Origin of the sequence: Streptosporangium sp. NPDC002524 (genome assembly GCF_040295985.1) — a bacterium.
GTDB lineage: Bacteria > Actinomycetota > Actinomycetes > Streptosporangiales > Streptosporangiaceae > Streptosporangium.
The window spans coordinates 62,212-87,644 of sequence record NZ_JBEOWK010000011.1; the positions used below are offsets into that span (position 1 = coordinate 62,212).

Sequence of the window (25,433 nt, forward strand, 5' to 3'; positions counted from 1 at the left end):
CCGGATCGCCGGGACACCTCCCGGAGGCCGGAGCGCCGGGGGTGCCGGGAGCGCCGTTCGACGGTGCCCGCCGCCGGCCGGTGCGGCCGGTGACGTCACGCGTCCTCCCGGCGCCCGCGACATGCCGTCGCCGGGCACGTGGATCGTCCGCGCCGCGGATCCGTCGCCCGGGCTCACCGGCGTGACGGGGTTCGCGACGACGGCGTCATCCGCGACCATCGGACCGGCCGCGCGGGCGAACGAGCGGACGGTGCAGGATCATCGGGGGAAGACGCCAACGTGCCATTACTGCGACTCCAGGATTGGAACTGGTTGCCGGACCAGACCAAACAAAGTGCGGCATAGTCATCAAAGATGAACGGATCTTCCCTGTCAATGTTGTCAGGGAGGCCGGTAAAGACTCCCGGGGCCGTCACCGGCCAAGGGGATGCCCGCCGTTTCCGGGGTACGGCAGAGGCATGACCAACGACCCGAAGGACCCCCTGGCGGGCCTCGACCCTTTCGACCTCCTCGACGCCGAGGCGGAACGTCTCGACCGCTACTTCCAGGGACTCGGCGCGGAGGACTGGGACCGCCCCTCGCGAGCGGCCGGCTGGTCGGTCCGGGACGTGCTCGGGCACCTGGCGGGGGAGGAGCTGTACAACCACGCCTGCCTGGACGACGACATCGACGGGTTCACCGCGACGCTCCGCCGCGAGGGCGTGGACGGTGGTTTCGACGGTTTCAACGAGTGGTGCGTGGAGCAGCGCCGTGGCGTCCCGGTCGAGGACGTGCTGCAGGAGTGGCGGCGCGAGAACGGGGACACGCGCGAGCGGATGCGCGCTCTCGGCCACGAGGCCCCGCTGCAGACCTTCGCCGGGCCGTACCCGGCGGGACTGCAGACCTTCCACTACGCCTCCGAGTACGCCACCCACGCCGACGACGTCGGCGCGCCGGTCACGGAGGACGAGGCGGAGGAGCGGGCCTGGTGGCGGGCCCGGGTGGGCGCGTTCGTGCTCGCCGAGCAGGACTCGAAGGCCCAGGTCGAGCTGACCGCCGACGGGGTGTGGGTGCACGCGTACGGGACGAGCGAGCTGCTGCCCGCCCCGGTGTTCGTGGAGGCGACGGTCGGACGCCTGCCGGATGACCATCCTCTCGACCGCAGGCTCAGGGCCGCCCTGCGCTGCCTGGCCTGAGCCCGGCCCGAGTTCCGAATCTGTCCTGAGTGCTGAGTTCGTTCCGAGTGCTGAGTTCGGCCTGAGCGTGCGGGGGACCGCACGCTCGGGCCTCTCGCCATTCAGTCGCCGGTGGATCCCCGCCCGCCGGAACGGCCCTCCTGGCCCTGCCCCTCGCCCTGCCCCTCGCCCTGGCCCTTCTTCCCGTCCTTGCGGCGCATCCGGTGCAGGGTGCCCGCGTGCGCGCGCTCCTCCGGGTGGTTGCGCACCCTCCGCAGGCTGGTGACGACGGTGACGAGCAGAACCAGGAAGATCACTCCGAGGGAGATCGGGGTCGGGACCTCGGGGAAGGACTTCGAGACGTCCTCGTGCAGGAACGACAGGATGAGCTTGAGGCCGATGAAGCCGAGGATGACCGCCAGGCCGATCGAGAGATAGACCAGGCGTTCGAGCAGGCCCTCGATCAGGAAGTACAGGGCACGCAGCCCCAGCAGCGCGAAGGCGTTGGCGGCGAAGACGATGAGCGGGTGCTTGGTGACGCCGAAGACGGCGGGAATGGAGTCGAGGGCGAACAGCAGGTCGGTGCTCCCGATGGCGAGGAAGACCACGAACAGCGGGGTGACCACCCGCCTGCCGTCCTCGCGGGCGACGAGCTTGCCGCCGTGCATGTCGTCGCTGACCGGCAGCAGCTTGCCCGCGCGCCGGATCAGCGGGTTGTTCTCGACGTCGGGGTCCTGGTTCCGGTGCCGGATGAGCTGGATCGCCGTCCAGATCAGCAGCAGGCCGAAGATCAGGAACGTGAAGGAGAAGAGGGCGATCGCCGCCGCGCCGACCGCGATGAGGACGGCGCGCAGCACCAGGGCGGTGGCGATGCCGAAGAGCAGCACCTTCTGCTGGTGCTCCTCGGGCACCGAGAACCGCGCCATGATGATGACGAAGACGAAGAGGTTGTCGACGGAGAGGCTCTTCTCCACCATCCATCCGGCGAAGTACTCCGTCGCCAGCCCCGACCCGGCCAGCCACCACAGGACCAGGCCGAAGGCGATGGCCACGCCGATGTAGAAGACCGTCCAGGCGGTGGCCTCACGCATGCCCACGGCGTGCGGCCGGCGCGCCGCCACCACGAAGTCGAGGGTGAGGAGCACCACCACCAGCGCGATGACCGCGATCCACATGCCCACCGAGTCGATCGCCATCCGTGTCCCCTCTTACCGGCCGAGATCACTCGCTTTACCCCGGGCGGGGACCTCCACACCCCGCGGACCACCGGAGGAACCCCGTGACCACCGGAGGAACCCCGTGACCGCCGACGGGAAGCCCGTGACCGCCGACGGGTCCGCCCCCTGGCCGCCGGGGCGTCCGGCGGCAGGGGGCGGAGGGAGCGAAGCCGAGGGGAGCCGAGGGGGACGGGTCAGCGGGCCGCGCCCGCGCGGCGCTTGGTCCACACGTCGAGGGCCACCGCGGCGAGCAGCACCAGGCCCTTGAAGAGCATCACCCGCTCGCTGGGCGCGCCGATCAGGGACATGCCGTTGTTGATGACGGCCATGATGAGACCGCCGGTGAGCGCGCCGACCACCTTGCCCACGCCGCCCTGGACGGCGGCGCCGCCGATGAACGCGGCCGCGATGGCGTCCAGCTCGAAGCCGTTGCCCGCGGTCGGGCCCGCCTGGTTCAGCCGCCCGGCGAAGATGATCCCGGCGAGCGCGGCGAGCACGCCCATGTTGACGAAGATCCAGAACGTGACGGACTTGACCTTGATGCCCGACAGGCTCGCCGCGTTCAGGTTGCCGCCGATGGCGTAGATGTGGCGGCCGAAGACGGCGCGGTTGGTCAGGAGCGTGTAGCCCAGGACGAGGAGCGCGAGGAGTACCAGCACCCAGGGCAGGTTCTTGAACCTGGCCAGCTGCACGATGACGACCATCACCACCGCGGCGGCGGCACCGATCTTCAGGAGGAACAGCGGCAGCGCGTCCACCTTCTGCCGGTAGCCCAGCCGCGCCTGGCGGGCCCGCCACTGCGTGCCGGCGATCCCGGCCACCGCGGCGAGGCCGACGAGCAGCGTCAGCAGGTCGGCGCCGTCGAGCGGGCCGAGGGGGATGTTGCCGAAGAAGCCGGGCACGAAGCCGTTGGCGAGGGTCCGCACCTCGTCGGGGAAGGGGCCGATGCCCTGGTTGCCGAGCACGGTCAGGGTGAGCGCCCTGAAGATGAGCATCCCGGCCAGGGTCACGATGAACGCGGGGATGCCGAAGTAGGCGATCCAGTAGCCCTGCCAGGCCCCGATCAGCGCGCCGACGACCAGCGTGACGAGGATGGCGATCGGCCAGGCCACGTCCATGTCGACCATCAGCACGGCCGCTATCGCGCCGGTGAGGCCCACCACCGAGCCCACCGAGAGGTCGATGTGCCCGGCGATGATGATCAGGATCATGCCGATCGCCAGGATCAGGACGTAGGAGTTCTGCACCATGATGTTCGAGATGTTCTGCGGGCTGAGCAGCTCACCGTCGGTCAGGATGGAGAACAGCACGATGATCAGCGCGAAGGCGATGTAGATGCCGCTCTGCCGCAGGTTGAAGGAGAAACGGCCTCCGGGCGCCTTCGGGGGCACCGCCAGGAGGTCGCCGCCCGGTGGCGGCGCTCCGGCGGCGGCGGTTCCTGCGGGTTCGGCGACTCCGTGTGCCGGGACCTGGCCGCTGCTCATCGTGCTCCCTACTCCTTTTCCTTGGTCATGAACTGCATGAGCCGCTCCGGAGTGGCCTCCGCCCGGGGGACCTCACCGGTGATGCGACCGGCCGACATCGCGTAGATGCGGTCGCAGACGCCGAGCAGCTCGGGAAGCTCCGAGGAGATGACCAGGATGGCCTTGCCCTGGTCGGCGAGCTGGTTGATGATCGAGTAGATCTCGTACTTGGCACCCACGTCGATGCCCCGGGTGGGCTCGTCGAGGATGAGGACGTCCGCGTCGGTGAAGATCCATTTCGACAGCACCACCTTCTGCTGGTTGCCGCCGCTGAGCTTCCCGGTGACCGACAGCACGCTGGGAGCCTTGATGTTCATGCTCTCGCGGAAGCCGTCGGCGACCTGGTACTCCTTGTTGTCGTCGACCCAGCCGCGCTTCGCCAGTTTCCTCAGCGCCGCGGCCGAGACGTTCCGCTTGATGTCCTCGATCAGGTTGAGCCCGTACCGCTTGCGGTCCTCGGTGGCGTACGCGAGCCCGTGGCCGATCGCCTCGCCGACCGTGCGGAGCTGGATCTCCCGCCCGTCCTTGTAGACGCGGCCGGAGATGCCGGTCCCGTAGCTGCGGCCGAACACGCTCATCGCGAGCTCGGTGCGCCCGGCGCCCATCAGCCCGGCCAGGCCGACGATCTCGCCGCGGCGCAGCGTCAGGTTGGCGCCGGAGACGACGACGCGGCCGTGCTGGCTGGGGCTGTGCACGGTCCAGTCCTCGATCCGCAGCGCCTCCTCGCCGATCCTCGGCTCGTGCGGCGGGAAGCGGTTCTCCAGGTCGCGGCCGACCATGCCCGAGATGATGCGGTCCTCGGTGACCTGGTCGTTCCTCATGTCGAGGGTCTCGATCGTCCGGCCGTCGCGCAGGATCGTGGTCGAGTCGGCGATGGCCTGGATCTCGTTCAGCTTGTGCGAGATGATCACCGAGGTGATGCCCTCCTCGCGCAGGCCGCGCAGCAGGTCGAGCAGGTGCGCGGAGTCCTCGTCGTTGAGCGACGCGGTCGGCTCGTCGAGGATGAGCAGCCTGACCCGCTTGGAGAGCGCCTTCGCGATCTCCACGAGCTGCTGCTTGCCCACCCCGATGTCCATCGAGAGCGTCACCGGGTTCTCCCGCAGCCCGACCCGCTCCAGCAGCTCGGCGGCCTCGGCGTTCGTCCGGTTCCAGTCGATCAGGCCGCGGCTGGCCCGCTCGTTGCCGAGGAAGATGTTCTCGGCGATCGACAGGTGCGGGCTGAGCGCCAGCTCCTGGTGAATGATCACGATGCCGCGCTTCTCGCTGTCCCTGATGTCGGAGAAGCGGCACGGCTCGCCGTCGAAGAGGATCTCGCCGTCGTACGAGCCGTGCGGGTACACGCCGGACAGGACCTTCATCAGGGTCGACTTGCCGGCGCCGTTCTCCCCGCAGATCGCGTGTATCTCGCCCCGCCGTACCACCAGGTTGACGTCCTGCAGGGCTTTGACGCCCGGGAACTCCTTGGTGATACCGCGCATCCGAAGTATGTCGTCGGTCATGCCGTCCGCCTCCGCGCTGCCTTCCCGCTTCGTGGGCACCCGGCCGGCCGCGGGTGGGGCGCGGCCGGCCGGGTGTCATCCGTCATGGCACCGGTACCGCCGCCTACTTCAGCTGGTCCTCGGTGTAGTAGCCGGAGTCGACGAGGACCTGCTTGTAGTTGTCCTTGTAGACGATCACGGGGTCGAGCAGGTTCGACGGGACGACCTTGTTGCCGTTGTCGTAGTCCTCGGTGTTGTTCACCTCGGGCTTGCCGCCCTTGAGCACGGCGTCGGCCATCTCGACGGTGACGGCGGCCAGCTCGCGGGTGTCCTTGTAGATCGTCGCGTACTGCTCGCCCGCGATGATGGACTTCACCGAGGCGACCTCGCCGTCCTGGCCGGTGACGACCGGGTAGGGCTGGTCGGAGCTGCCGTAGCCGCTGCTCTTCAGCGCCGACAGGATGCCGATGGACAGGCCGTCGTACGGGGAGAGCACGCCCTGGACCTCGGTGCCGCCTGAGTAGGACTTGGTGATCAGGTCCTCCATGCGCTTCTGCGCGGTGGCCGGGTCCCAGCGCAGGATCGCGACGGTCTTGAAGTCGGTCTGGCCGCTCTTGACGACGAGGGTGCCCTTGTCGATGTACGGCTTGAGGGTGTCCATCGCGCCGTTGTAGAAGAAGGTGGCGTTGTTGTCGTCCGGGGAGCCGGCGAAGATCTCGATGTTGAACGGGCCCTTGGCGTCGCCGTCGGAGCCGTCCTCCTTCTTCAGCTTCAGGCCGACCAGCAGCGAGGTCGCCTGCTGCACGCCCACCTTGTAGTTGTCGAAGGTGGCGTAGTAGTCGACGTTCGGCGAGTTGCGGATGAGCCGGTCGTAGGCGATGACCGGGATCTTCTTGTCGGCCGCCTGCTGGAGCTGCGTGGTGATGGCGGTGCCGTCGATCGAGGCGATGATCAGCAGCTTGGCGCCCCTGGTGATCTGGTTCTCGATCTGGTTGACCTGCGTGGGGATGTCGTTCTCCGCGTACTGCAGGTCGACCTTGTAGCCCAGCTTCTCCAGGGCGCTCTTGACGTTGTCGCCGTCGTGGATCCAGCGCTCGGAGGACTTGGTGGGCATGGTGACGCCGACGAGGGTGTCGGCGGGCGCCGCGGAGGCCGCTCCGGACGCGCCCTGGTCGACGGTCTTGACGCTGGAGCCACAGGCCGTCACTCCCATGGCGAGAGCCAGGCTCACCGCGGCGGTGGCCAGCTTCGCGAACTTCATCGAATACCTCCTGTGTGGGAGCCCGTCCCGGCCCAGGGGCGGGCCGGGACAGCGGCGGGACGCGGTGCGTCCCGGGAGTGGCGGGTGCCGTGGCGGCGCGTCCCGGCCCGGCCGGTTGTCAACCTCCGGGCGGCCAGGAGTTCTCGCACCATGGAGACCTTCTCGCAGAAGATGTGAGCGCTAACAAGAGAGTATGCGCCAGTTAAGGGCGTGATGACGGCAACGTCAAGTAGGCGTTAACAGATGATCTCTGAGTAATCAGACCGTAATGTCGGGAGTGCTTGACGGGAGGCATTGTTAGCGCTCACAGTCTGTCCCAAGCCATCCTGAAGGAGCCCGACCGTGAGCCCGAGTCTCGAACGACGCCCGCCGGTGATGGCGGACGTCGCCACGAGGGCCGGTGTGTCGCACCAGACGGTCTCGCGCGTGCTCAACGACCACCCCAACGTCCGCGCCGAGACCCGGGCCCGGGTGCTGGAGGCGATCGACGAGCTCGGCTATCGACGCAACATGGTCGCCCGCGCCCTGGTCACCAGACACACGCGCACCCTCGGGGTGGTCAGCTTCGACACGACCCTGTACGGGCCCGCGAGCACGGTCTACGGGATCGAGCAGGCGGCCAGGGCGGCAGGATACTTCGTCAGCATGGTCAGCCTCAAGACCATCGACACCGCGGGCGTGCGCGACGCGCTCGGCTACCTGGCCGAGCAGGCCGTCGACGGCATAGTGGTGGTCGCCCCGCAGCGTTCGGCCGCCCCCGCGCTGGCCGACGTGCCCACCGACATCCCGGTCGTGGCCGTCGAGGGCAGCCACTCGGGCGACGTGTCGGTGGTCAGCGTCGACCAGGTCGAGGGCGCCCGCCTGGCCACCCGGCACCTGCTCGACCTCGGCCACGAGACCGTGTGGCACGTCGCCGGTCCGTCCGACTGGCTGGAGGCCGACGGGCGGATCGAGGGCTGGCGCGAGGTGCTGGCCGACGCGGGCCGCCCGGTCCCCGAGCTGCTGTCCGGCGACTGGAGCCCGCGCTCGGGCTACGAGGCCGGGCTGCGCCTGGCGGTGACGCCGGGCGTCACCGCGGTGTTCGTCGCCAACGACCAGATGGCGCTCGGCGCGCTGCGGGCCTTCGCCGAGCGGGGCGTGCGGGTGCCCGAGCGGCTCAGCATCGTGGGGTTCGACGACATCCCCGAGTCCGAGTTCTTCACCCCGCCGCTCACCACGATCAGGCAGGACTTCGGGGCGGTCGGGAAACACAGCATCGAGATCCTGCTCAGGCAGATGGAGGCGGGAGCGGAATGGTCCCACGAGCGACACGTCGTCCCGCCGCGGTTCGTGGCCAGAGCCAGCACCGCGCCGTTCCGCGCCTAGGCCCGCGTGCCGCGGTCCCGCGCATCGTGGTTCCGCGCTGCGCCGTGGTTCCGCGCTGCGCCGTGGTTCCACGCTGCGCCGTGGTTCCGCGCCGCGCCGTGGTTCCGCGCCGCGCCGTGGGTCCACGGTGTGCCGTGATCTCGCGCCGCACCGTGGTTCCGCGTTCGGGTCCACGTGCCGTGACCTCGCGTATCGTGGTCCCGCGCCGGGGTCCGCGTGCCGTGGCCCCGCGTGCCGCGGTCCCGCGCCCGGGGCCGCGTACCGTGGTGTCGTGCCCGAGGTCGCGGCCGGGTCCGGGTGCCGTTCCCGGCCCGGGGTCGCGACGTCCCAGGGCGCCGCACCGCGCCTGAACCCCGCGGATCCCGCGCGGCCGCCCGCGCCGGACTCCCCGTGTCGAGCCGTACCGAACCCGCACCGAACCCGCACCGAGTCCGTACCAGAACCCGCACCGAGCCCGTATCGAGGTCCCGCCGTCCCGATGTACTGGAGATGATGTGAACGCTAACAACGATCGTTACGTGGTCGGTGTCGACTTCGGTACGCTGTCGGGCCGCGCCGTGGTGGTGAGGGTGGGTGACGGTGCCGAAGTGGGCACCGCCGTGCACGAGTACGCCCACCGGGTGATCGAGGACCGGCTGCCGGGCACCGGGACGCGCCTGGGCCCCGACTGGGCGCTGCAGTCGCCGGAGGACTGGCGGGAGGTGCTGCGCCAGGCGGTGCCCAAGGCGGTGGCGGCGGCCGGGATCTCCCCGTCGCAGGTCATCGGCCTGGGGACCGACTTCACCGCCTGTACCGTGCTGCCCGCCACCGCCGACGGCGTCCCGCTGTGCGAGGTCGACGGGCTCGCCGCCCGCCCGCACGCGTGGCCGAAGCTGTGGAAGCACCACGCGGCGCAGCCGCACGCCGACCGGATCAACGCCGTCGCCGCCCGCAGGGGAGAGGCGTGGCTGCCCCGCTACGGCGGGAGGATCTCCTCGGAGTGGGCGTTCGCCAAGGGCCTCCAGGTGCTGGAGGAGGACCCGGAGGTCTACGGCCGCGCGGAACGCTGGATCGAGGCCGCCGACTGGATCGTCTGGCAGCTCACCGGCGTGGAGACGCGCAACGTGTGCACGGCCGGATACAAGGCCATCCGCCAGGACGGCCACTACCCCTCCGAGGAGTTCCTCGCCGAGCTCAACCCCGCCTTCACCGGCTTCACCGCCAAGCTCGGCGGGGAGCCGTCCCCCCTGGGCGGCCTCGCCGGACGGCTGGACGCCCGCGCCGCCGGGTGGACGAAGCTGCCCGAGGGCATCGCGATCTCGATCGGCAACGTCGACGCCCACGTCACGGCCGCGGCGGCCGACGCCGTGCGGCCCGGCCAGATGGTCGCGATCATGGGCACCTCCACCTGTCACGTGATGTCCTCCGACGCCCTGGCCGAGGTGCCCGGCATGTGCGGCGTGGTGCGCGACGGCATCGTGCCCGGCCTGTGGGGGTACGAGGCGGGCCAGTCGGGCGTCGGCGACATCTTCGGGTGGTTCGTCGAGACCTCGGTCCCCGGCTCCTACGAGCGCGAGGCGGCGGAGCGCGGGCTCACCGCGCACGAGCTCCTCACCGAGCTCGCCGCCGCGCAGCGGGTCGGGCAGCACGGCCTGGTGGCGCTCGACTGGCACAACGGCAACCGCTCGGTACTGGTCGACCACAACCTCTCCGCCGTGGTCGTCGGCCAGACGCTCGCGACGCGGCCCGAGGACACCTACCGGGCGCTGATCGAGGCGACCGCGTTCGGCGCACGCACGATCGTGGAGACCTTCGAGGGCTCCGGGGTGCCGGTGACCGAGTTCGTCGCCGCCGGAGGGCTGATCAGGAACCGCTTCCTGATGCAGGTCTACGCCGACGTGCTGCGCCGCCCCATCTCGGTGATCGGCTCCGAGCAGGGGTGCGCCCTGGGGTCGGCCATCCACGCCGCCGTCGCCGCCGGGGCCTACCCCGACATCACCTCGGCCTCGGCCGCGATGGGCCGGCGTGGAGAGGCCGCCTACGTCCCCGACGCCGGGCGCGCGGACGCCTACGACCGGCTGTACGCCGAGTACCGCCGCCTGCACGACCACTTCGCCGGAGGGGAGATGCTGCACGGCCTGCGGGCCCTGCGCAACGAGGCCGCCGCACCGGCCGTCGAGAGCGGTGAGAGCGGTGAGAACGACGCGAGCCATGCGAACGGCGAGAGTGACGCGAACGGCGCGAACGGCGAGAGCGGCAAGGGCACGTCGGCGAACGAGAACGAGGAGGACGCGTGACCGGGCGCGAGGAACACCTGATCGGGCGAGCGCTGCCCCCGCGTGCGGCCGGACGTCGGTCCCCGCGTACGGCAGGGCGAACGACCCCGCGTACGGCCGGACATCCGCACCCGAGTGCGGCCGGGCATCCGTCCCCGCGTACGGCAGGGCGACCGGCCCCGCGCGGGACCGGCCACCGGGCACCGCACGCGGCCGGGCGCCGGGCCCCGCGTACGGCCTCGCGCGGAACGGGGGCCGCCGGATGAGCGCCGTCGTGAGGAAACTGCGGGAGACGGTGTCCGCGCTCCACCAGGAACTGGTCCGCTACGACCTCGTCGCCTGGACCGCCGGGAACGTCTCCGGCCGGGTCCCCGGCGAGGACCTCTTCGTCATCAAGCCGTCCGGCGTGATGTACGAGGACCTCACCCCGGAGTCGATCGTGGTCTGCGACCTGGACGGCGAGCTGGTCGAGGGAGAGCTGGCCCCCTCCAGCGACACCGCCGCGCACGCGTACGTCTACCGGACGATGCCGAGGGTGGGCGGCGTGGTGCACACCCACTCCACGTACGCCTCCGCCTGGGCGGCGCGGGGCGAGGCCATCCCGTGCGTGCTGACGGCGATGGCCGACGAGTTCGGCGGCGAGATCCCGGTGGGGCCGTTCGCGCTGATCGGCGGGGACGACATCGGCAAGGGGATCGTCGCCACCCTGGAGGGCCACCGCTCCCCGGCGGTCCTGATGCGCAACCACGGCGTCTTCACCATCGGCGCGGACGCCCGCGCGGCCGTCAAGGCGGCGGTGATGTGCGAGGACGTCGCCCGCACCGTGCACGCGTCCCGCCTGCTGGGCGAGCCGGTGCCCATCGAGCAGTCCGACATCGACAGTCTGTACAACCGCTACCAGAACGTCTACGGGCAAAGGAGTCCGCGGTGACCCTCCACGAGCGCGAGATCTGGTTCCTCACCGGAAGCCAGGGCCTGTACGGCGAGGACACGCTGGCCCAGGTGGCGGAGCAGTCCCGGCGGATCGCCGGGCAGCTCGACGAGACGCTGGCGTTCCGGGTGGTGTGGAAGCCCGTGCTCACCGACGCCGGGGCGATCCGCCGGGTCTGCCTGGAGGCGAACGCCTCGGACGCCTGCGTCGGGGTGATCGCCTGGATGCACACCTTCTCCCCGGCCAAGATGTGGATCGCCGGGCTGGACGCGCTGCGCACGCCGCTGCTGCACCTGCACACCCAGGCGAACGTGGCGCTGCCGTGGAGCTCCATCGACATGGACTTCATGAACCTCAACCAGGCGGCACACGGCGACCGCGAGTTCGGCTACATCCAGGCCCGGCTGGGCGTCGCGCGCAAGACCGTCGCCGGGCACGTGAGCGACCCGGCGGTGGCGGCGCGCGTCGGCGCGTGGGCGCGGGCCGCGGCCGGGCGCGCGGAGGTGGGCTCGCTGCGGCTGGCCCGCTTCGGCGACAACATGCGCGACGTGGCGGTCACCGAGGGCGACAAGGTGGAGGCGCAGCTGCGCTTCGGCGTCTCGGTCAACACCTACGGCGTCAACGACCTGGTCGCCGCCGTCGACGCCGCGGCGGACGCGGACGTGGACGTCCTGATCTCCGAGTACGAGGACACCTACAAGGTCGCCCCCGAGCTGCGCGCCGGAGGCGAGCGCCACGACTCGCTGCGTTACGCCGCCCGCGTCGAGCTGGGGCTGCGCCACTTCCTCACCGAGGGGGGCTTCGGCGCGTTCACCACCAACTTCGAGGACCTCGGCGGGCTGCGGCAGCTGCCGGGGCTCGCGGTGCAGCGGCTGATGGCCGACGGCTACGGCTTCGGCGGCGAGGGCGACTGGAAGACCTCGGTGATGGTCCGCACCCTGAAGGTGATGGCGGCCGGTCTTCCCGGCGGCACCTCCTTCATGGAGGACTACACCTACCACCTCACCCCCGGCCAGGAGGTCATCCTGGGCGCGCACATGCTGGAGGTCTGCCCGACGATCGCCGCCGGGGTGCCCTCGTGCGAGATCCACCCGCTGAGCATCGGCGGGCGCGAGGACCCCGTCCGGCTGGTCTTCGACGCGGAGCCGGGCCCCGCCGTGGTGGTCGGCCTGTCCGATATGGGGGACCGGTTCAGGCTGGTGGCCAACGAGATCGACGTGGTCGCCCCCGCCGAGCCGCTGCCCAGCCTGCCCGTCGCCCGCGCGGTGTGGAGGCCTCGCCCGAACCTGAGCACCTCCGCCGAGGCGTGGCTGACCGCCGGAGGCCCGCACCACACGGTCCTGTCGTCGGCCCTCACCACCGAGGAGCTCACCGACCTGTCCGAGATGCTCGGGGTCGAGCTCCTGGTCATCGACGCGGACACCACTCCCCGCCAGTTCGCGAAGGAGATCCGCTGGAACCAGGCGTACTACCACCTGGCCCGCGGTTTCTGACCCGGCGGGCCTCGTTCGTCCACCACCCGTTCCCCCGGGAGAACGTGCCGCCGCGGGCGACGTGCCGTACGCGACGGGAGGGGTGGTGACGGCGCTGTGAACGCCGGGGCGCTACGGGCGGAGCCGGTGGCCGTCGTCCAGCAGGCGGGAGAGCACGCTGAGGGTGGCCGCGCCCGCCGCGACGCCGCTGAGCAGGGAGAGCGGCCAGGCGGACCCGGCCACCAGGGCGAGCGCGCAGGCCAGCGTCGCGATCACGGCCGTGGCGGCCACGACGAGCAGTCCAGGTACGGAGAACATCGGCTCACTCCCGCAGGGTGCGCCGCCGGGGTTCCGGCGGCACCGTGGTCGAGAACCGGCTCCGGTCGGATCCGTGCTCGCCCCGATATGTTCTGCCCTTCCTGGGCGCGGTAATCATGAAACGGGCGAACTCGTACTCGCTTCGATACATCCCGCCTTTCCCGGGCGCGGCCGGGAGTGGTGGCGAGTGGTGGGGAGTGAGTGGTGAGCGCGGCGGGTGGATCCTGGACGCGGTGCTTCCCATGAGCCGCCCGGACCCCACGATCCGGGACCGCGTGGTCTCGACGGATCATGAAATCCCCTGTCGACCGTTCCTCGCCACCCGCCGGGTCACCCGGCGCCCCCTGCCGAAACTATGACAGAGGGGTGCGAGGCGCGGTTGCCCGTCCGTGCCCGGTCCTTGCCCGTCCGTGCCCGATCGGCTCGGCACCCGTTTAACCCGTCGCCCGCGCGGGGCGCCGTCCCGTTGTCCAGGGGGTGGGCCCGGTGTACCCGGCCCTGCCGACAGGGTAGGAAGGACTGGTCACATCTGGGCGTCATTAGTGTGAAATTCAGTGAACAAGGACGCCCGATGTGATCTTTGATGTCCCCTGTTTCCTGTCTGAGCATTGGTTTTGTGTGTGAACAAGGGTCGGTCTCTTGTTCACCAAACTCAGGTCTGATAGAACAAACGGCACATGTAGGTCGGGCGGGCCGTCAGTGCGACGATCCGCTCACCTCGCGGCCTATCCCTCATGGCCCCTGGAGGACTGCGATGCCCGGTTTCCCTCACCCCCACAATCCGGTGTCCCCCGCGCTGTCCCGTCGCTCGATCCTGCAACTCGGGGGTGGGGTCGCCCTCCTCTTCGCGACCGGGTGCGCCGCCGGCACCAAGGCGGGCGGCTCGGACACCCCCGCGGCGAGCGCGGCCCCCGGCGGGAGCGGCGCCCCGGCCGCCTCGGCGCTGCGGATCGCGGTGGGCAGCTACCTGAGCAGCTGGGACCAGGACTTCGTCGGGTTCGACCTGACCGCGCTGATGCTCTACAAGAACGTCTTCCCCTACATGGTCGACTACGGGGTCACCTCGGTCGGCGACGGCCAGATCCTCGACACCGAGGCGATCGCCCCCACTTTCGCCGAGTCCTTCGAGCCCGACGCCGACAACAAGGTCTGGACCCTCAAGCTGCGCAAGGGCGTGAAGTTCGCCAGCGGCAACGAGATGACCGCCAAGGACGTCAAGTGGTCCAAGGACCGCGCCTTCGCCGCGAAGGCCAACGTCGCCGGGATCTACCGGCTGATCGGTCTCACCGAGGCCGACCAGGTCAAGGTGGTCGACGACCACACCGTGACGTTCACCCAGGCGTTCCCCAGCGCCCTCACCCGGCAGATCCAGGCCATCTCGCTGTACGTCTTCGACTCCGAGGAGGCGAAGAAGCACGCCACCGCCGACGACCCCTGGGCCAAGGAGTGGTACGCCAAGAACCCCCCGAGCGGCGGCTACTTCAACGTGGGCAAGGCGGTGCAGGGCCAGGAGATCGTGCTCACCGCCAACACCGGCTATCCCGGCCCCGACGGCGCCAAGACCCCCGAGATCAGGCTCTCCGTGGTGCCCGCCGCCGCCAACCAGCGCCTCCAGCTGCAGAACGGCGACATCGACATCGCCTTCGGGATCGGTCAGCGCGACATCAAGGACCTCAAGACCACCCCGGGCATCAAGGTCATCTCCGCGCCGAGCAACAACCAGGTCGCCATCCAGATGTCGGTGACCACCGCGCCCTTCGACGACCCCGCGGTCCGCAGGGCGCTCGCCTGCGCCGTCCCGTACGAGCAGATCATCGCCAACGTCTACGGCGGCGACGCGCGGCCCGCGAAGAGCGTCGTCCCGCTGGACATGCCCGGCTACTCCGAGACCGGCTACCCCTACGCCTACGACGTCGCCAAGGCCAAGGAGACGCTGGCCGGGGCGGGCAAGACCTCGGTCGCCTCCGAGCTGGTCTTCCAGACCGACAGCGAGGAGCAGCAGCAGATCGCCGTACTGGTGCAGAGCGAGGCCAGGAAGGCGGGCATCGAGCTGAAGCTCACCCCGCTCGACCCCGCCACGCTCGCCGAGCGCAGGGAGAAGAAGAACATCCCGCTGCAGGTCACCGTGGGCCAGCTCTGGGTCAACGACGTGGAGTACATGCTCGGGACCAGCTTCACCAAGGGCGCCAGCCTCAACTACTCCAACTACGTCAACGACGAGATCGAGAAGATCTTCGAGGACTCCCACACCGTCGTCGACGAGGCCGAGCGTGCCAAGCTCTGGCTGCGCGTGCAGGAGATCCTGGCCGGGGACGTGCCGTGGGTCGTCGTCTGCCAGCCCAACTTCACCCTCCCCGTCAGGGAGGAGGTCGCGGGCTGGGTCCAGCCGATGGACGGCCTGGCCCGGCTGCGCTACCTGAGCGTCTCCAAGTAATCCATGCGCGTTCTCCGGTTCCTCCTCGGACGGCTGCTCCAGCTCGTCCCGGTGCTCCTCGGGGTGGTCGTCCTGACCTTCCTCCTCGTCAGGGTCCTGCCGGGCGACCCGATCCGTACCATCCTCGGCCCCAACGCCACGGAGGCCGACGCCGCCGCCGCGCGGGCCAGGTTCGGGCTGGACCAGCCGCTGTGGCGGCAGTTCCTCGACTACGCCGGGGGGCTGTTCACCAGTGACTTCGGCACCTCCATCCAGAGCGGCGCCCCGGTGGGCTCGGAGATGGCCGTGCGGGTCGGGCCGACCATGGAGCTGGTGGTGATCGCGCTGGTCGTGGCGCTGGTGCTGGCGACGGTGCTCGGCATCTGGTCGGCGCGGAACGCGGGCCGGTTCGGCGACCACACCGTCCGCGTCGCGGCGCTCGTCGGCAACTCGGTGCCGGAGTTCTGGCTCGGCCTGGTGCTGGTCCTCGTCGGCTACAGCGTCCTGGGCTGGTTCCCCGCGCCCAGCGGCCGGGTGGACCCCGACACCGACCTCAGCCTGATCACCGGCGCCGACCTGCTCGACGCGGCGCTGACGGCGAACGGCCCCGCGTTCGTCTCGGCGCTGGAGCACCTCGTGCTGCCGGTGGCCACGCTGGTGATCGTCGTCGTCGCGCCGCTGCTGCGCAGCGTCCGGGCCTCCGCGCTGGAGGTGCTCGCCTCCGAGGCGTACGCCGCCGCCGCCGCGCACGGGCTCAGGGACCGGCTGCTGCTGCGCGGCTACCTGGTACGGGCCACGCTGGTGCGCCTCCCCGCGCTCGCGGCCCTGGTGTTCGGCTTCTCCATCGGCTCGACGGTCCTCGTGGAGTACGTCTTCTCCTGGCAGGGCTTCGGGCAGTGGGCGCTGCGCGGCCTGCTCTACCGGGACTACCCGGTGGTGCAGGCGTCGGTGCTCGTGATCGCGCTGTTCTACGTGGTGGTGTTCCTCGTCGCCGACGTCGTCCACGCGGTCCTCGACCCGAGAGTGAGGATCTGATGCCGGACGCCGAACACACCCCCGGGGCCGGACGCGTCCCGGAGGACGGCCGCGCTCCCGGCACCGGACGCGTTCCGGAGACCGACACCGGACGCGCCGCTGATGCCGGACGCGCCGCCGATGCCGGACGCGCCTCCAGCACTGGACATCCTTCTAGCGCCGGACACGTCTCCAGCACCGGACGCGCCTCCGAAGCCGGACGCGCCTCCGAAGCCGGACATGCCTCCGAAGCCGGAGCCGGACGCGTACGGAGGCCCGGTGACGAGCGTGCCCCGGAGACGGGACGCGGTCCGAGGACGAAGCGCGTCCGGGAGGCCGGTGGGGACCGGCGTTTCGCGTCGTCGCTGATCACGGCCGGTTCCGTGATCCTGGTCCTGGTCGCCGTGGCGGTCGTGTTCGCGCCGCTGCTGACCGCGTGGGGGCCCGAGGAGATCGACCCCCTCGCGTCCCTCGCCCCGCCCGGCGGCGCCCACCTCCTGGGCACCGACCTCAACGGCATGGACGTGTGGAGCCGGGTCCTGCACGCCGCCAGGCTCGACGTCGGCATCGCGGTCGCCGCGGTCGCCCTCGCCGTGGTCGCGGGCAGTTTCGTCGGCCTGGTCGCCGGATACCGGGGCGGCTGGCCGGACGACGTGCTGATGCGGGTGCTCGACGTCTTCCAGGCGTTCCCCACCTTCATCCTGGCCCTCGCGGTGGCCGCGCTGCTCGGCGGCGGGACGGCCAACCTGGTCGCGGTGATCGCGCTGGTGAACGCGCCCGCGTACGCCCGGCTGGTGCGGGCCGAGGTGCGCTCGATCAGGGAACTGCCCTTCGTGGAGGCGTCCCGCACCTCCGGCGCCTCCTTCTGGGGGGTGCTCTGGCGGCACGTCCTGCCCAACAGCCTCACGCCGGTGCGCGTCATCGCCCCGCTGAACTGCGGCTGGGCGATGCTCACGCTGGCCGGGCTCTCCTTCCTCGGGCTCGGCGTGCCGGTGCCCACCGCCGAGTGGGGCGCGATGATCAGCCTCGGCACCGGGGACGTCGTCGCCGGCCGGTGGTGGACCTCGGTACCTCCCGGCCTCTTCCTGCTGATCTGCGTCCTGGGCTTCAGCCTCCTCGGTGAGGGCCTGCAGGAACGCGCCGACTCCACGAGGAGGTGACGGACGATGACCCTCCTGTCGATCGAGGACCTCTCCGTCGTGATCGACCGTCCGGGACGCCGGGTCGCCGCGCTGAGCGGGGTGGACCTGAGCGTCGAGCCCGGCGAGGTGGTCGGCCTGGTCGGTGAGAGCGGCGGCGGCAAGAGCATGGTGGCCCGCTCGATCGTGGGCCTGCTGCCCGGCGGCTCCCGTACGACCGGGCGGGTCCTGTTCGACGGCGCCGACGTGCTGACGATGGGCGCCGCCGAGCTGGAGTCCTTCCGGGGGCACGGCGCCGCGATCTGCTTCCAGAACCCGCGCGGCGCGCTCAGCCCCACCAGGACCGTCGGCCGCCAGCTCGTCGACCGGCTGGTCACCCACCGGGGCCTGGCCCCCGCCCCCGCCAGGGAGGTCGCCGCCGAGCTGTTCGAGTCGGTCGGCATCCGCAGCCCGAGGCGCCGCCTGGACGCCTACCCGCACGAGCTCTCCGGCGGCATGGCGCAGCGCGTGATGATCTCGCTGGCCACCGGGTGCGCCCCCGGCCTGCTCATCGCCGACGAGCCCACCACTGGGCTGGACGTGACCCTCACCAGGGAGATCCTCAACCGCTTCCGGCTCGCCGCGAACGCCGAGCGGCGCGGCGTCCTGCTCATCTCCCACGACCTCGCCTCCATCGCGGAGGTCTGCGACCGCGTCGTGGTCCTCTACGCGGGGACGGTGGTGGAGAGCGGCCCCGGGCCGCAGGTGCTCGACGAGCCCGCCCACCCCTACACGCGGGCGCTGCTGCGCTCGGTGCCCGACATCGACGGGCGCCCGGTGACCGCCACTCCGGGCGCGATGCCGCTGCCGGTGGAGGCGCCGTCCTCCTGCCCGTTCGCGCCGCGCTGCGCGCACGCGACGCAGCTGTGCGCGACGGAGCTTCCGCGCGCCGAGGCCCTCGCCTCCGACTGGAGCGTCGCCTGCTTCCACCCCCGCTCAGGGCCCCTCACCGATCCCGTCGACATACCTTCGCCCGCCGACACGCCTTCCCGGCCGCCTACCGACACGTCTTCCCGATCGCCTCTCATGGGGACCGAGCCTGTTCTCACGGGGATCGCGCCCGTGGAGCCGCCCGCTCGTACGGAGGCACCGTCCGGAGCGGAGACCGTCTCCGGAGTGAAGACCGTCTCCGGAGGGGCGGCGGGCGGAGAGGTGCTGCGGGTCGAGGACGCGCACGTCCTCTACCGGGCACGCTTCGGCGGCGGGGGGCACCACGCCCTGCGCGGGGTGAGCCTCGGCGTCGCCGCGGGCGAGACCCTGGGCATCGTCGGGGAGAGCGGCTGCGGCAAGAGCACGCTCGCCAGGCTGATGCTCGGGCTGGTGGCGCCCTCCCGGGGGAGGGTCGAGGTCGCCGGACGGGTTCTCTCCGAGCTGCGCGGCCGGGAGCTGCGCCGCCTGCGTACCCGGGCCCAGCTGGTCTTCCAGGACCCCGTGGGGTCGCTCAGCCCCCGGCGTACCGTGGCGGACGCGATCGGCGAGCCGCTGCGCGCCGCCGGGGTGCCCGCCGCCGAGCGGGCGTCGCGCGTCGCCCGCGTCCTGGAGCGGATGGAGCTGGACCCGTCGATCCTGGGGCGGCGCCCGCACGAGCTGTCCGGCGGGCAGGCGCAGCGCGTCGGCATCGCCCGCGCGCTCGTCGGCGATCCCGACCTGATCGTCTTCGACGAGCCGACCTCGGCGCTCGACGTCACCGTGCAGGCGCAGATCCTGAAGGTGATCGCCGAGGTGAGCGGCGACCGCTCGCGCGGCACGGTCTTCATCTCCCACGACCTGGCCACCGTCCGGGGGTTCTGCGACCGCGTCGCGGTCCTCTACCTGGGGCGGATCGTCGAGGAGGGGCCGGTGGAGGAGGTCTTCGGCAACCCGCTGCACCCCTACACCCGGGCGCTGCTGGCCGGGGCCCCCAGCCTCGGCGCCGGGTACCGAGGCCCGAGGGTCGAGCTGACCAAGGATCTGGAGGAGGCGGACGCCGCCGCGGGCTGCGCCCTCGCGCCGCGCTGTCCCTTCGCGACCGGCGAGTGCCGGGAACAGGAGCAGGAACTCCGCCCGTACGACGCGAGCCTGGTCGCCTGCCGCCGCGCCGCCGAGATCCCCGCGCTGATCGAAAGGTGACATCCGCGATGCCCGACCCCAAGCACCTCCGGCTCGCCGTCGACATCGGCGGCACCTTCGTCGACGCGATGGAGCTGGACACGCGCACCCACGAGGTGCGCTTCAGGAAGGCCTCGACCACCCCGGCCCGCCCCTGGGAGGGCGTGCTCGACGCGGTCGCCGCGCTCGGCACCGACCTGTCGCAGGTGGAGCTGTTCATCCACGGCACCACCCTCGGCCTCAACGCCGTCCTGGAACGGCGCGGCGAGCCCACCGGGATCGTCACCAACGACGGCTTCCGCGACATCTTCCTGATCGGCAGGGGCAACGTGCCCTCCGACCACATGTACGACTTCCAGTACGAACGGCCGGAGAGCCTCGTGCGGCGCCGCCACACGGCCGGGGTGCGGGGGCGGCTCGACCACCGGGGCCGGGTGGTCGAGGAGCTCGACGCGGCCGGGGTGCGGGAGGCGGCCCGCGTCCTCGTCGAGGAGCGGGGCGTGGTGTCGATCGCCGTCTGCTTCCTGCACTCCTTCCTCGACCCCTCCCACGAGCGGGAGGCCGCCCGGATCATCCGCGAGGCGTACCCGCAGGTGACGGTCTCGATCTCCACCGACATCGTCAGGGAGTACCGCGAGTACGAGCGGACCAGCACGACCGTCCTCGACGCCTACATCAAGCCGATCTTCGAGAGGTACGTGGACCGGCTGGAGCGCGGGCTGGCCGAGCGCGGGTTCGGCGGACGATTCCTGATCATGCGCTCCGGCGGCGGTTCCATGACGTCGGCCGTGGCCAAGACCTCCCCGACGCACACCGTGCTGTCGGGCCCGGCGGGCGGCATCGTGGGCGCGGCGCACATCGCCGACGCCCTCGGTCGCCGGGACCTTCTGACCTTCGACATCGGCGGTACCTCCCTGGACGCGTGCGTGATCGAGCACGGGTCCCCGGTGGCCGCCTACGAGGCGCAGCTGGAGCACTTCCCGCTGCTGATCCCCACGTACGACATCCGCACGATCGGCGCCGGAGGGGGCTCGATCGCGTGGCTGGAGCGGGGATTGCTGAAGGTGGGGCCGCAGAGCGCGGGTGCCGACCCCGGCCCGGTGTGTTACGGCCGGGGCGGCACCCGCCCCACTGTCACGGACGCGGCGGTCGTCCTCGGCTACGTGGACCCGGACCGCTTCCTGTCCGGGGAGATGGAGCTGCGGGCCGACGCCGCCCGCGCGGCGCTCGACGAGCAGGTGGCCGGGCCGCTCGGGCTCACCCCGGAGGCCGCGGCGGCGGGCGTCTTCGACGTGCTGCTCGCCAGGACCGTCGGCGCGGTCCGGCAGATCACGGTCGAGCGGGGGCACGACCCGCGCGGCTTCTCGCTGCTCGCGTTCGGCGGGGCCGGGCCGCTGCTCGCCCCGCTGCTCGCGGCGGAGATGGGCATCGGCGAGGTCATCGTGCCGTTCGCCCCGTCGGGCTTCTCCGCCTGGGGCATGCTCAGCGCCGACATCGTCGACGACTTCTCCCGCACGGTGATGGCCACCCTGGACGACGCCGACCTCGACGGCCTGGAGACGGTGTTCAAGGGCGTCGAGGCCGAGGCGGTCGCCTCCCTGGAGGCGCAGCGGGTCCCGGCCGATCGGATGGTCCTGGAGCGCCAGTTCGAGCTGCGCTACCTGGGACAGGAGCACTCGCTCATCGTCACCGCGGGCCGCGACCTCGACCGGGACGCGATCAGGCGGGCGTTCGAGGAGACCCACGCGGCGCGGTACGGGCACGCGATGGACAACCGGGTGCAGATCCTCAACCTGCGGGTGCGGGGCGTCGGCCGTACCGACAGGCCCGAGCTGGTGACGCGCCCGCCGGGCGACGGCGACGCGGGCCGGGCGCTGCTCGCCCGCAGGGACGCCTACGACTTCGGCACCCGCGCCACGGCGTCGTTCGCCGTCTACGACCGCGCGCTGCTGGAGCCGGGCGACGCGTTCGACGGGCCCGCCCTGGTCGACGAGGGCACCTCGACCACCGTGGTCCCCTCGGGACAGCGGGTCGAGGTCGAGGAGCACGGCTACCTGCTGGTACGGCTTGTGGAGGCGGCGTCATGACGGAGCGGCTGGACGGCGGGCACTCGGACGGCACGCGCCCGGACGGGGCCCGGTTGGAAGGCGCCCGGTTGGAGGGCGCTCAACCGGAAGGCGCTCAACCGGAAGGCGCTCAGCCGGAAGGCACTCGACCGGACGGCGCCCAGCCGGAAGGCACTCGGCTGGACGGGGCGACCGCCGAGGTGGTGCGCAGTTACCTGCTCGCGGCCGCCGAGGAGATGCGGGCCACGCTGATCCGCACATCGTTCAACCCGGTCATCTACGAGGTCCACGACTTCGGCATGTCGATGTACGACGCGGACCTGCGTCTGATCGCCGAGGCCACCGGGCTCACCTTCTTCCTCGGCGCCAACGACTTCTCACTGCGCAAGGGTGTGGAGTATGTGGGGCGGGAGAATCTTCACCCGGGTGATGTGGTGTTGTTGAATTATCCGTATTGGAATGCGGCGCATTCTTATGACGCGACGTTGTTCTGTCCGGTGTTCGTGGGTGTGGATCTGGTGGGTTTCTTGTGTGTGCGGGCTCATTGGATGGATCTGGGGGCGAAGGATCCGGGGTATGTGCTGGATTCGACGGACATGCATCAGGAGGGGATTATCTTTCCGGGGACGAAGGTGTTCTCGGGGGGTGTGCCGAATCGGGAGATCATCGAGTTGATCCGGTTCAACTCGCGGATGCCGGATCTGGTGATCGGTGATCTGAACGCGCAGGTCGCCGCGCTGCGCACCGGCGAGCGCCGGTTCCTGGAGATCCTGGAGAAGTTCGGCCGCCCGACCGTGGACGCCGCCGTCCGGCGGATGGTCGAGGACGGGGAGGCGCGCACCCGCGCCGCCCTCGCCGAGCTGCCGCAGGGGTCGTGGACGGCGGTCGACTGGCTGGACGACGACGGCATCACCGAGGACCCGGTCCGCATGGAGGTGACCGTCACCATCGCCGACGGCACCTTCACCGTCGACTTCGCCGGTTCCTCGCCCGCCACGCCCGGTCCCATCAACATGCCGTTCGGCGCCACCATCGCGATCTGCAAGGTCGTCCTCAAGGCGCTCACCTCGCCCGACGAGCCGTCCAACTTCGGCACGACCGTTCCCCTGGAGGTGCGGGCCGAACCCGGGACGCTCTTCCACGCCGTCTACCCGCAGCCGACGTTCACCCTTTGGACCGGCATCGTCGCGGTCGAGCTCATCCTGAAGGCGCTGGCGCAGGGCATGCCGGACCGGTTGCCCGCCTCGTCCGGGGGTGACGTGCCGGGGTTCATGATGGTGGGGATCCATCCGGAGACCGGGCAGATGTTCGCGGTCAGCAACAACGACCCGGTCGGCTGGGGCGCCACCCCCTCCCACGACGGGATGAACGCCGCCACCCACGTCTCGGGCAGTACGGGACGCATCACCCCGATCGAGGTCCTGGAGGCCAGGACGGGGATGTTCTTCGAGCGGGTGGAGATGCGGGAGGACTCCGGGGGCGCGGGGCGGTTCCGGGGCGGGGTCGGTCTGCGGCGTGACATTCGCTTTGTCGTGCCGGGGGAGTTCCTGTCGGTGATCAAGAAGACGCGGTCGCGGCCGTGGGCGCTGGAGGGCGGGCAGGAGCCGGAGCCGAACCAGGTGGTGCTCTTCCCCGGCACCGAGCGCGAACACCGGGTGAGCACCAAGCGGACCCGGGTGCAGATCGGGGACCGGGTCACGTTGCTCACCGCCGGTGGCGGCGGGCACGGCGACCCGCGCGAACGCGATCCCGAACTGGTCCGGCGCGATGTCGCCGAGGGCTACGTCTCCCCGGAGGCCGCCCGCGACACCTACGGGATCGACGATGTCTGAGTCCTCCGGAAGGGGACGGGCCGTCGCCACCGGTGAGGGGCGCGTCCGGGTGGACGGCGCGACGGTCGAGGTGGTGCGCAGCCATCTCTCCTCGGCCGCCGAGGAGATGCGGGCCACGCTCGTCCGTACCGCCTTCAACCCGGTCATCTACGAGGTCTTCGACTTCGGTATCTCCGTCTACGACGCGGACCTGCGGCTGGTCGCCGAGTCGACCGGGCTGAGCCGTTTCCTCGGCGCCAACGACTATTCCATCCGCAAGGGTGTGGAGTATGTGGGGCGGGAGAATCTTCACCCGGGTGATGTGGTGTTGTTGAATTATCCGTATTGGAATGCGGCGCATTCTTATGACGCGACGTTGTTCTGTCCGGTGTTCGTGGGTGTGGATCTGGTGGGTTTCTTGTGTGTGCGGGCTCACTGGATGGATCTGGGGGCGAAGGATCCGGGGTATGTGCTGGATTCGACGGACATGCATCAGGAGGGGATCATTTTTCCGGGGACGAAGGTGTTCTCGGGGGGTGTGCCGAATCGGGAGATCATCGAGTTGATCCGGTTCAACTCGCGGATGCCGGATCTGGTGATCGGTGATCTGAACGCGCAGGTCGCCGCGCTGCGCACCGGCGAGCGCCGCGTCCGCGAGCTCCACGCCCGCTATGGCGGGGACGTCGTCGCGTCCGTCGTCGAGACCGTGATCGCCGCCGCCGCGGAGTCGGCCGCCGAGGCCGTCTCCCGCCTCCCGCAGGGGTCGTGGACGGCGGTCGACTGGCTGGACGACGACGGCATCACCGAAGAGCCGATCCGCATGCAGGTCACCGTCACCATCGCCGACGGCACCTTCACCGTCGACTTCGCCGGGTCGTCCGGCGCGACCGCGGGGCCGGTCAACCTCCCGTTCGGCGCGACCATCGCGACCTGCCGGGTCGCGTTCAAGGCGATCACCACACCGGGGGAGCAGACCAACGCCGGGCACTTCGCCCCGCTGGAGGTGCGGGCCGAACCGGGCACGCTCTTCCACGCCGTCTACCCGGCGGCGACCTTCACCCAGTGGACGGGGACGGTCGCCCTGGAGCTGATCTACAAGGCGCTGGCGCAGGGCATGCCGGACCGGCTGCCCGCCTCCTCCGGGGGTGACGTGCCGGGGTTCATGATGGTCGGGATCCATCCGGAGACCGGGCAGATGTTCGCGGTCAGCAACAACGACCCGGTCGGCTGGGGTGCCACCCCCTCCCACGACGGCATGAACGCCGCCAACCACCTGTGCCAGACCCAGGCCCGCAACACCCCCGTCGAGGTCCTGGAGGCGAAGACCGGGATGTTCTTCGAGCGGGTGGAGATGCGGGAGGACTCCGGGGGCGCGGGGCGGTTCCGGGGCGGGGTCGGTCTGCGGCGTGACATCCGGTTCGTGGTGCCGGGGGAGTTCCTGTCGGTGATCAAGAAGACGCGGTCGCGGCCGTGGGCGCTGGAGGGCGGCCAGGAGCCGGAGCCGAACCAGGTGGTGCTCTTCCCCGGCACCGAGCGCGAACACCGGGTGAGCACCAAGCGGACCCGGGTGGAGATCGGGGACCGGGTCACGTTGCTCACCGCCGGGGGCGGCGGGCACGGCGACCCGCGCGAACGCGATCCCGAACTCGTCCGCCACGACGTCGCCGAGGGTTATGTCTCCCCCGACGCCGCCCGCGGGACCTACGAGACCGACCCCGCCCGCCGGAGTCACGAGACCGACGCAGCTCGCCGGAGTCACGAGATCGAGGCAGCTCGTCAGACTCACGAGACTGACGCCGCCCGCCGGATCCACGAGACCGACCCCGCTCGTCAGACCCACGAGACCGGCCCCGCTCGTCAGACTCACGACACCGGGGCCGTCCGATGAA

17 protein-coding genes are annotated in these 25,433 nt (G+C 71.0%); 12 read left to right on the plus strand and 5 right to left on the minus strand.

The window, feature by feature from the left end; translation table 11 throughout:
* Positions 1-458 precede the first annotated feature (458 nt).
* Entirely contained in the window at positions 459-1,175 is a 717-nt protein-coding gene (locus ABT053_RS20240; protein ID WP_350970640.1) for a maleylpyruvate isomerase family mycothiol-dependent enzyme, read from the plus strand.
* A 101-nt stretch (positions 1,176-1,276) separates the two neighbouring features.
* Here the strand turns inward: ABT053_RS20240 and ABT053_RS20245 are convergent, their stop codons facing one another.
* The 4 genes from ABT053_RS20245 to chvE form a co-directional block, all read right to left on the minus strand.
* Positions 1,277-2,350 (minus strand): TerC family protein, encoded by a 1,074-nt coding sequence (locus ABT053_RS20245; protein ID WP_350970641.1) that lies wholly within the window; start codon positions 2,348-2,350, stop codon positions 1,277-1,279.
* 215 nt (positions 2,351-2,565) lie between these two features.
* Positions 2,566-3,855 (minus strand): multiple monosaccharide ABC transporter permease, encoded by a 1,290-nt coding sequence (gene mmsB / locus ABT053_RS20250; protein ID WP_350970642.1) that lies wholly within the window; start codon positions 3,853-3,855, stop codon positions 2,566-2,568.
* 8 nt (positions 3,856-3,863) lie between these two features.
* The gene (gene mmsA / locus ABT053_RS20255) at positions 3,864-5,393 is read right to left on the minus strand and encodes a multiple monosaccharide ABC transporter ATP-binding protein (RefSeq protein ID WP_350970643.1); all 1,530 of its coding nucleotides are present in this window, start codon (positions 5,391-5,393) and stop codon (positions 3,864-3,866) included.
* A 103-nt stretch (positions 5,394-5,496) separates the two neighbouring features.
* Positions 5,497-6,633 (minus strand): multiple monosaccharide ABC transporter substrate-binding protein, encoded by a 1,137-nt coding sequence (gene chvE / locus ABT053_RS20260; protein ID WP_350970644.1) that lies wholly within the window; start codon positions 6,631-6,633, stop codon positions 5,497-5,499.
* Positions 6,634-7,008: 375 nt separating this feature from the next.
* Here chvE and ABT053_RS20265 point away from each other — a divergent pair, with 375 nt between their 5' ends.
* The 4 genes from ABT053_RS20265 to araA all read left to right on the plus strand — a co-directional run bounded on the left by ABT053_RS20265 (position 7,009) and on the right by araA (position 12,677).
* Entirely contained in the window at positions 7,009-7,998 is a 990-nt protein-coding gene (locus ABT053_RS20265; protein ID WP_350970834.1) for a LacI family DNA-binding transcriptional regulator, read from the plus strand.
* A gap of 494 nt (positions 7,999-8,492) precedes the next feature.
* On the plus strand, positions 8,493-10,274 hold the full coding sequence (gene araB / locus ABT053_RS20270; protein WP_350970645.1) for a ribulokinase: 1,782 nt from the start codon (positions 8,493-8,495) through the stop codon (positions 10,272-10,274).
* Positions 10,275-10,515: 241 nt separating this feature from the next.
* On the plus strand, positions 10,516-11,184 hold the full coding sequence (locus tag ABT053_RS20275) for an L-ribulose-5-phosphate 4-epimerase (protein WP_350970646.1): 669 nt from the start codon (positions 10,516-10,518) through the stop codon (positions 11,182-11,184).
* The gene (gene araA / locus ABT053_RS20280) at positions 11,181-12,677 is read left to right on the plus strand and encodes an L-arabinose isomerase (protein ID WP_350970647.1); all 1,497 of its coding nucleotides are present in this window, start codon (positions 11,181-11,183) and stop codon (positions 12,675-12,677) included. Before ABT053_RS20275 ends, araA begins: the two co-directional genes overlap by 4 nt.
* Before the next feature lie 111 nt (positions 12,678-12,788).
* On the opposite strand, the gene ABT053_RS20285 is transcribed toward araA, so the two are convergent.
* Positions 12,789-12,974, minus strand: coding sequence for a hypothetical protein (locus tag ABT053_RS20285; protein ID WP_344743693.1), 186 nt, complete (start codon positions 12,972-12,974; stop codon positions 12,789-12,791).
* 754 nt (positions 12,975-13,728) lie between these two features.
* Between ABT053_RS20285 and ABT053_RS20290 the strand changes: the two genes are divergently transcribed.
* From ABT053_RS20290 to ABT053_RS20320, 7 genes are all read left to right on the plus strand, one after another.
* The gene (locus ABT053_RS20290; protein ID WP_350970648.1) at positions 13,729-15,408 is read left to right on the plus strand and encodes an ABC transporter substrate-binding protein; all 1,680 of its coding nucleotides are present in this window, start codon (positions 13,729-13,731) and stop codon (positions 15,406-15,408) included.
* 3 nt (positions 15,409-15,411) lie between these two features.
* Entirely contained in the window at positions 15,412-16,422 is a 1,011-nt protein-coding gene (locus ABT053_RS20295; RefSeq protein ID WP_350970649.1) for an ABC transporter permease, read from the plus strand.
* Positions 16,423-16,784: 362 nt separating this feature from the next.
* Entirely contained in the window at positions 16,785-17,561 is a 777-nt protein-coding gene (locus tag ABT053_RS20300) for an ABC transporter permease (protein ID WP_350970650.1), read from the plus strand.
* Between the two features lie 6 nt (positions 17,562-17,567).
* The gene (locus tag ABT053_RS20305) at positions 17,568-19,688 is read left to right on the plus strand and encodes a dipeptide ABC transporter ATP-binding protein (protein WP_350970651.1); all 2,121 of its coding nucleotides are present in this window, start codon (positions 17,568-17,570) and stop codon (positions 19,686-19,688) included.
* A gap of 8 nt (positions 19,689-19,696) precedes the next feature.
* On the plus strand, positions 19,697-21,754 hold the full coding sequence (locus ABT053_RS20310; RefSeq protein ID WP_350970652.1) for a hydantoinase/oxoprolinase family protein: 2,058 nt from the start codon (positions 19,697-19,699) through the stop codon (positions 21,752-21,754).
* Positions 21,751-23,565, plus strand: a complete 1,815-nt coding sequence (locus ABT053_RS20315; protein WP_350970653.1) for a hydantoinase B/oxoprolinase family protein — start codon at positions 21,751-21,753, stop codon at positions 23,563-23,565. Before ABT053_RS20310 ends, ABT053_RS20315 begins: the two co-directional genes overlap by 4 nt.
* Positions 23,558-25,432 (plus strand): hydantoinase B/oxoprolinase family protein, encoded by a 1,875-nt coding sequence (locus ABT053_RS20320; protein WP_350970654.1) that lies wholly within the window; start codon positions 23,558-23,560, stop codon positions 25,430-25,432. Before ABT053_RS20315 ends, ABT053_RS20320 begins: the two co-directional genes overlap by 8 nt.
* Position 25,433: the final 1 nt, after the last annotated feature.

Bases quoted from the DNA above. Each gene is read 5' to 3' on its own strand.
- ABT053_RS20315 (WP_350970653.1), top strand. From the start codon at position 21,751: ATGACGGAGCGGCTGGACGGCGGGCACTCGGACGGCACGCGCCCGGAC.
- ABT053_RS20290 (WP_350970648.1), top strand. From the start codon at position 13,729: ATGCCCGGTTTCCCTCACCCCCACAATCCGGTGTCCCCCGCGCTGTCC.
- mmsA (WP_350970643.1), bottom strand. From the start codon at position 5,393: ATGACCGACGACATACTTCGGATGCGCGGTATCACCAAGGAGTTCCCG.
- ABT053_RS20320 (WP_350970654.1), top strand. From the start codon at position 23,558: ATGTCTGAGTCCTCCGGAAGGGGACGGGCCGTCGCCACCGGTGAGGGG.
- ABT053_RS20245 (WP_350970641.1), bottom strand. From the start codon at position 2,350: ATGGCGATCGACTCGGTGGGCATGTGGATCGCGGTCATCGCGCTGGTG.
- chvE (WP_350970644.1), bottom strand. From the start codon at position 6,633: ATGAAGTTCGCGAAGCTGGCCACCGCCGCGGTGAGCCTGGCTCTCGCC.
- ABT053_RS20265 (WP_350970834.1), top strand. From the start codon at position 7,009: ATGGCGGACGTCGCCACGAGGGCCGGTGTGTCGCACCAGACGGTCTCG.
- mmsB (WP_350970642.1), bottom strand. From the start codon at position 3,855: ATGAGCAGCGGCCAGGTCCCGGCACACGGAGTCGCCGAACCCGCAGGA.
- ABT053_RS20240 (WP_350970640.1), top strand. From the start codon at position 459: ATGACCAACGACCCGAAGGACCCCCTGGCGGGCCTCGACCCTTTCGAC.
- ABT053_RS20275 (WP_350970646.1), top strand. From the start codon at position 10,516: ATGAGCGCCGTCGTGAGGAAACTGCGGGAGACGGTGTCCGCGCTCCAC.
- ABT053_RS20285 (WP_344743693.1), bottom strand. From the start codon at position 12,974: ATGTTCTCCGTACCTGGACTGCTCGTCGTGGCCGCCACGGCCGTGATC.
- ABT053_RS20305 (WP_350970651.1), top strand. From the start codon at position 17,568: ATGACCCTCCTGTCGATCGAGGACCTCTCCGTCGTGATCGACCGTCCG.
- ABT053_RS20295 (WP_350970649.1), top strand. From the start codon at position 15,412: ATGCGCGTTCTCCGGTTCCTCCTCGGACGGCTGCTCCAGCTCGTCCCG.
- ABT053_RS20310 (WP_350970652.1), top strand. From the start codon at position 19,697: ATGCCCGACCCCAAGCACCTCCGGCTCGCCGTCGACATCGGCGGCACC.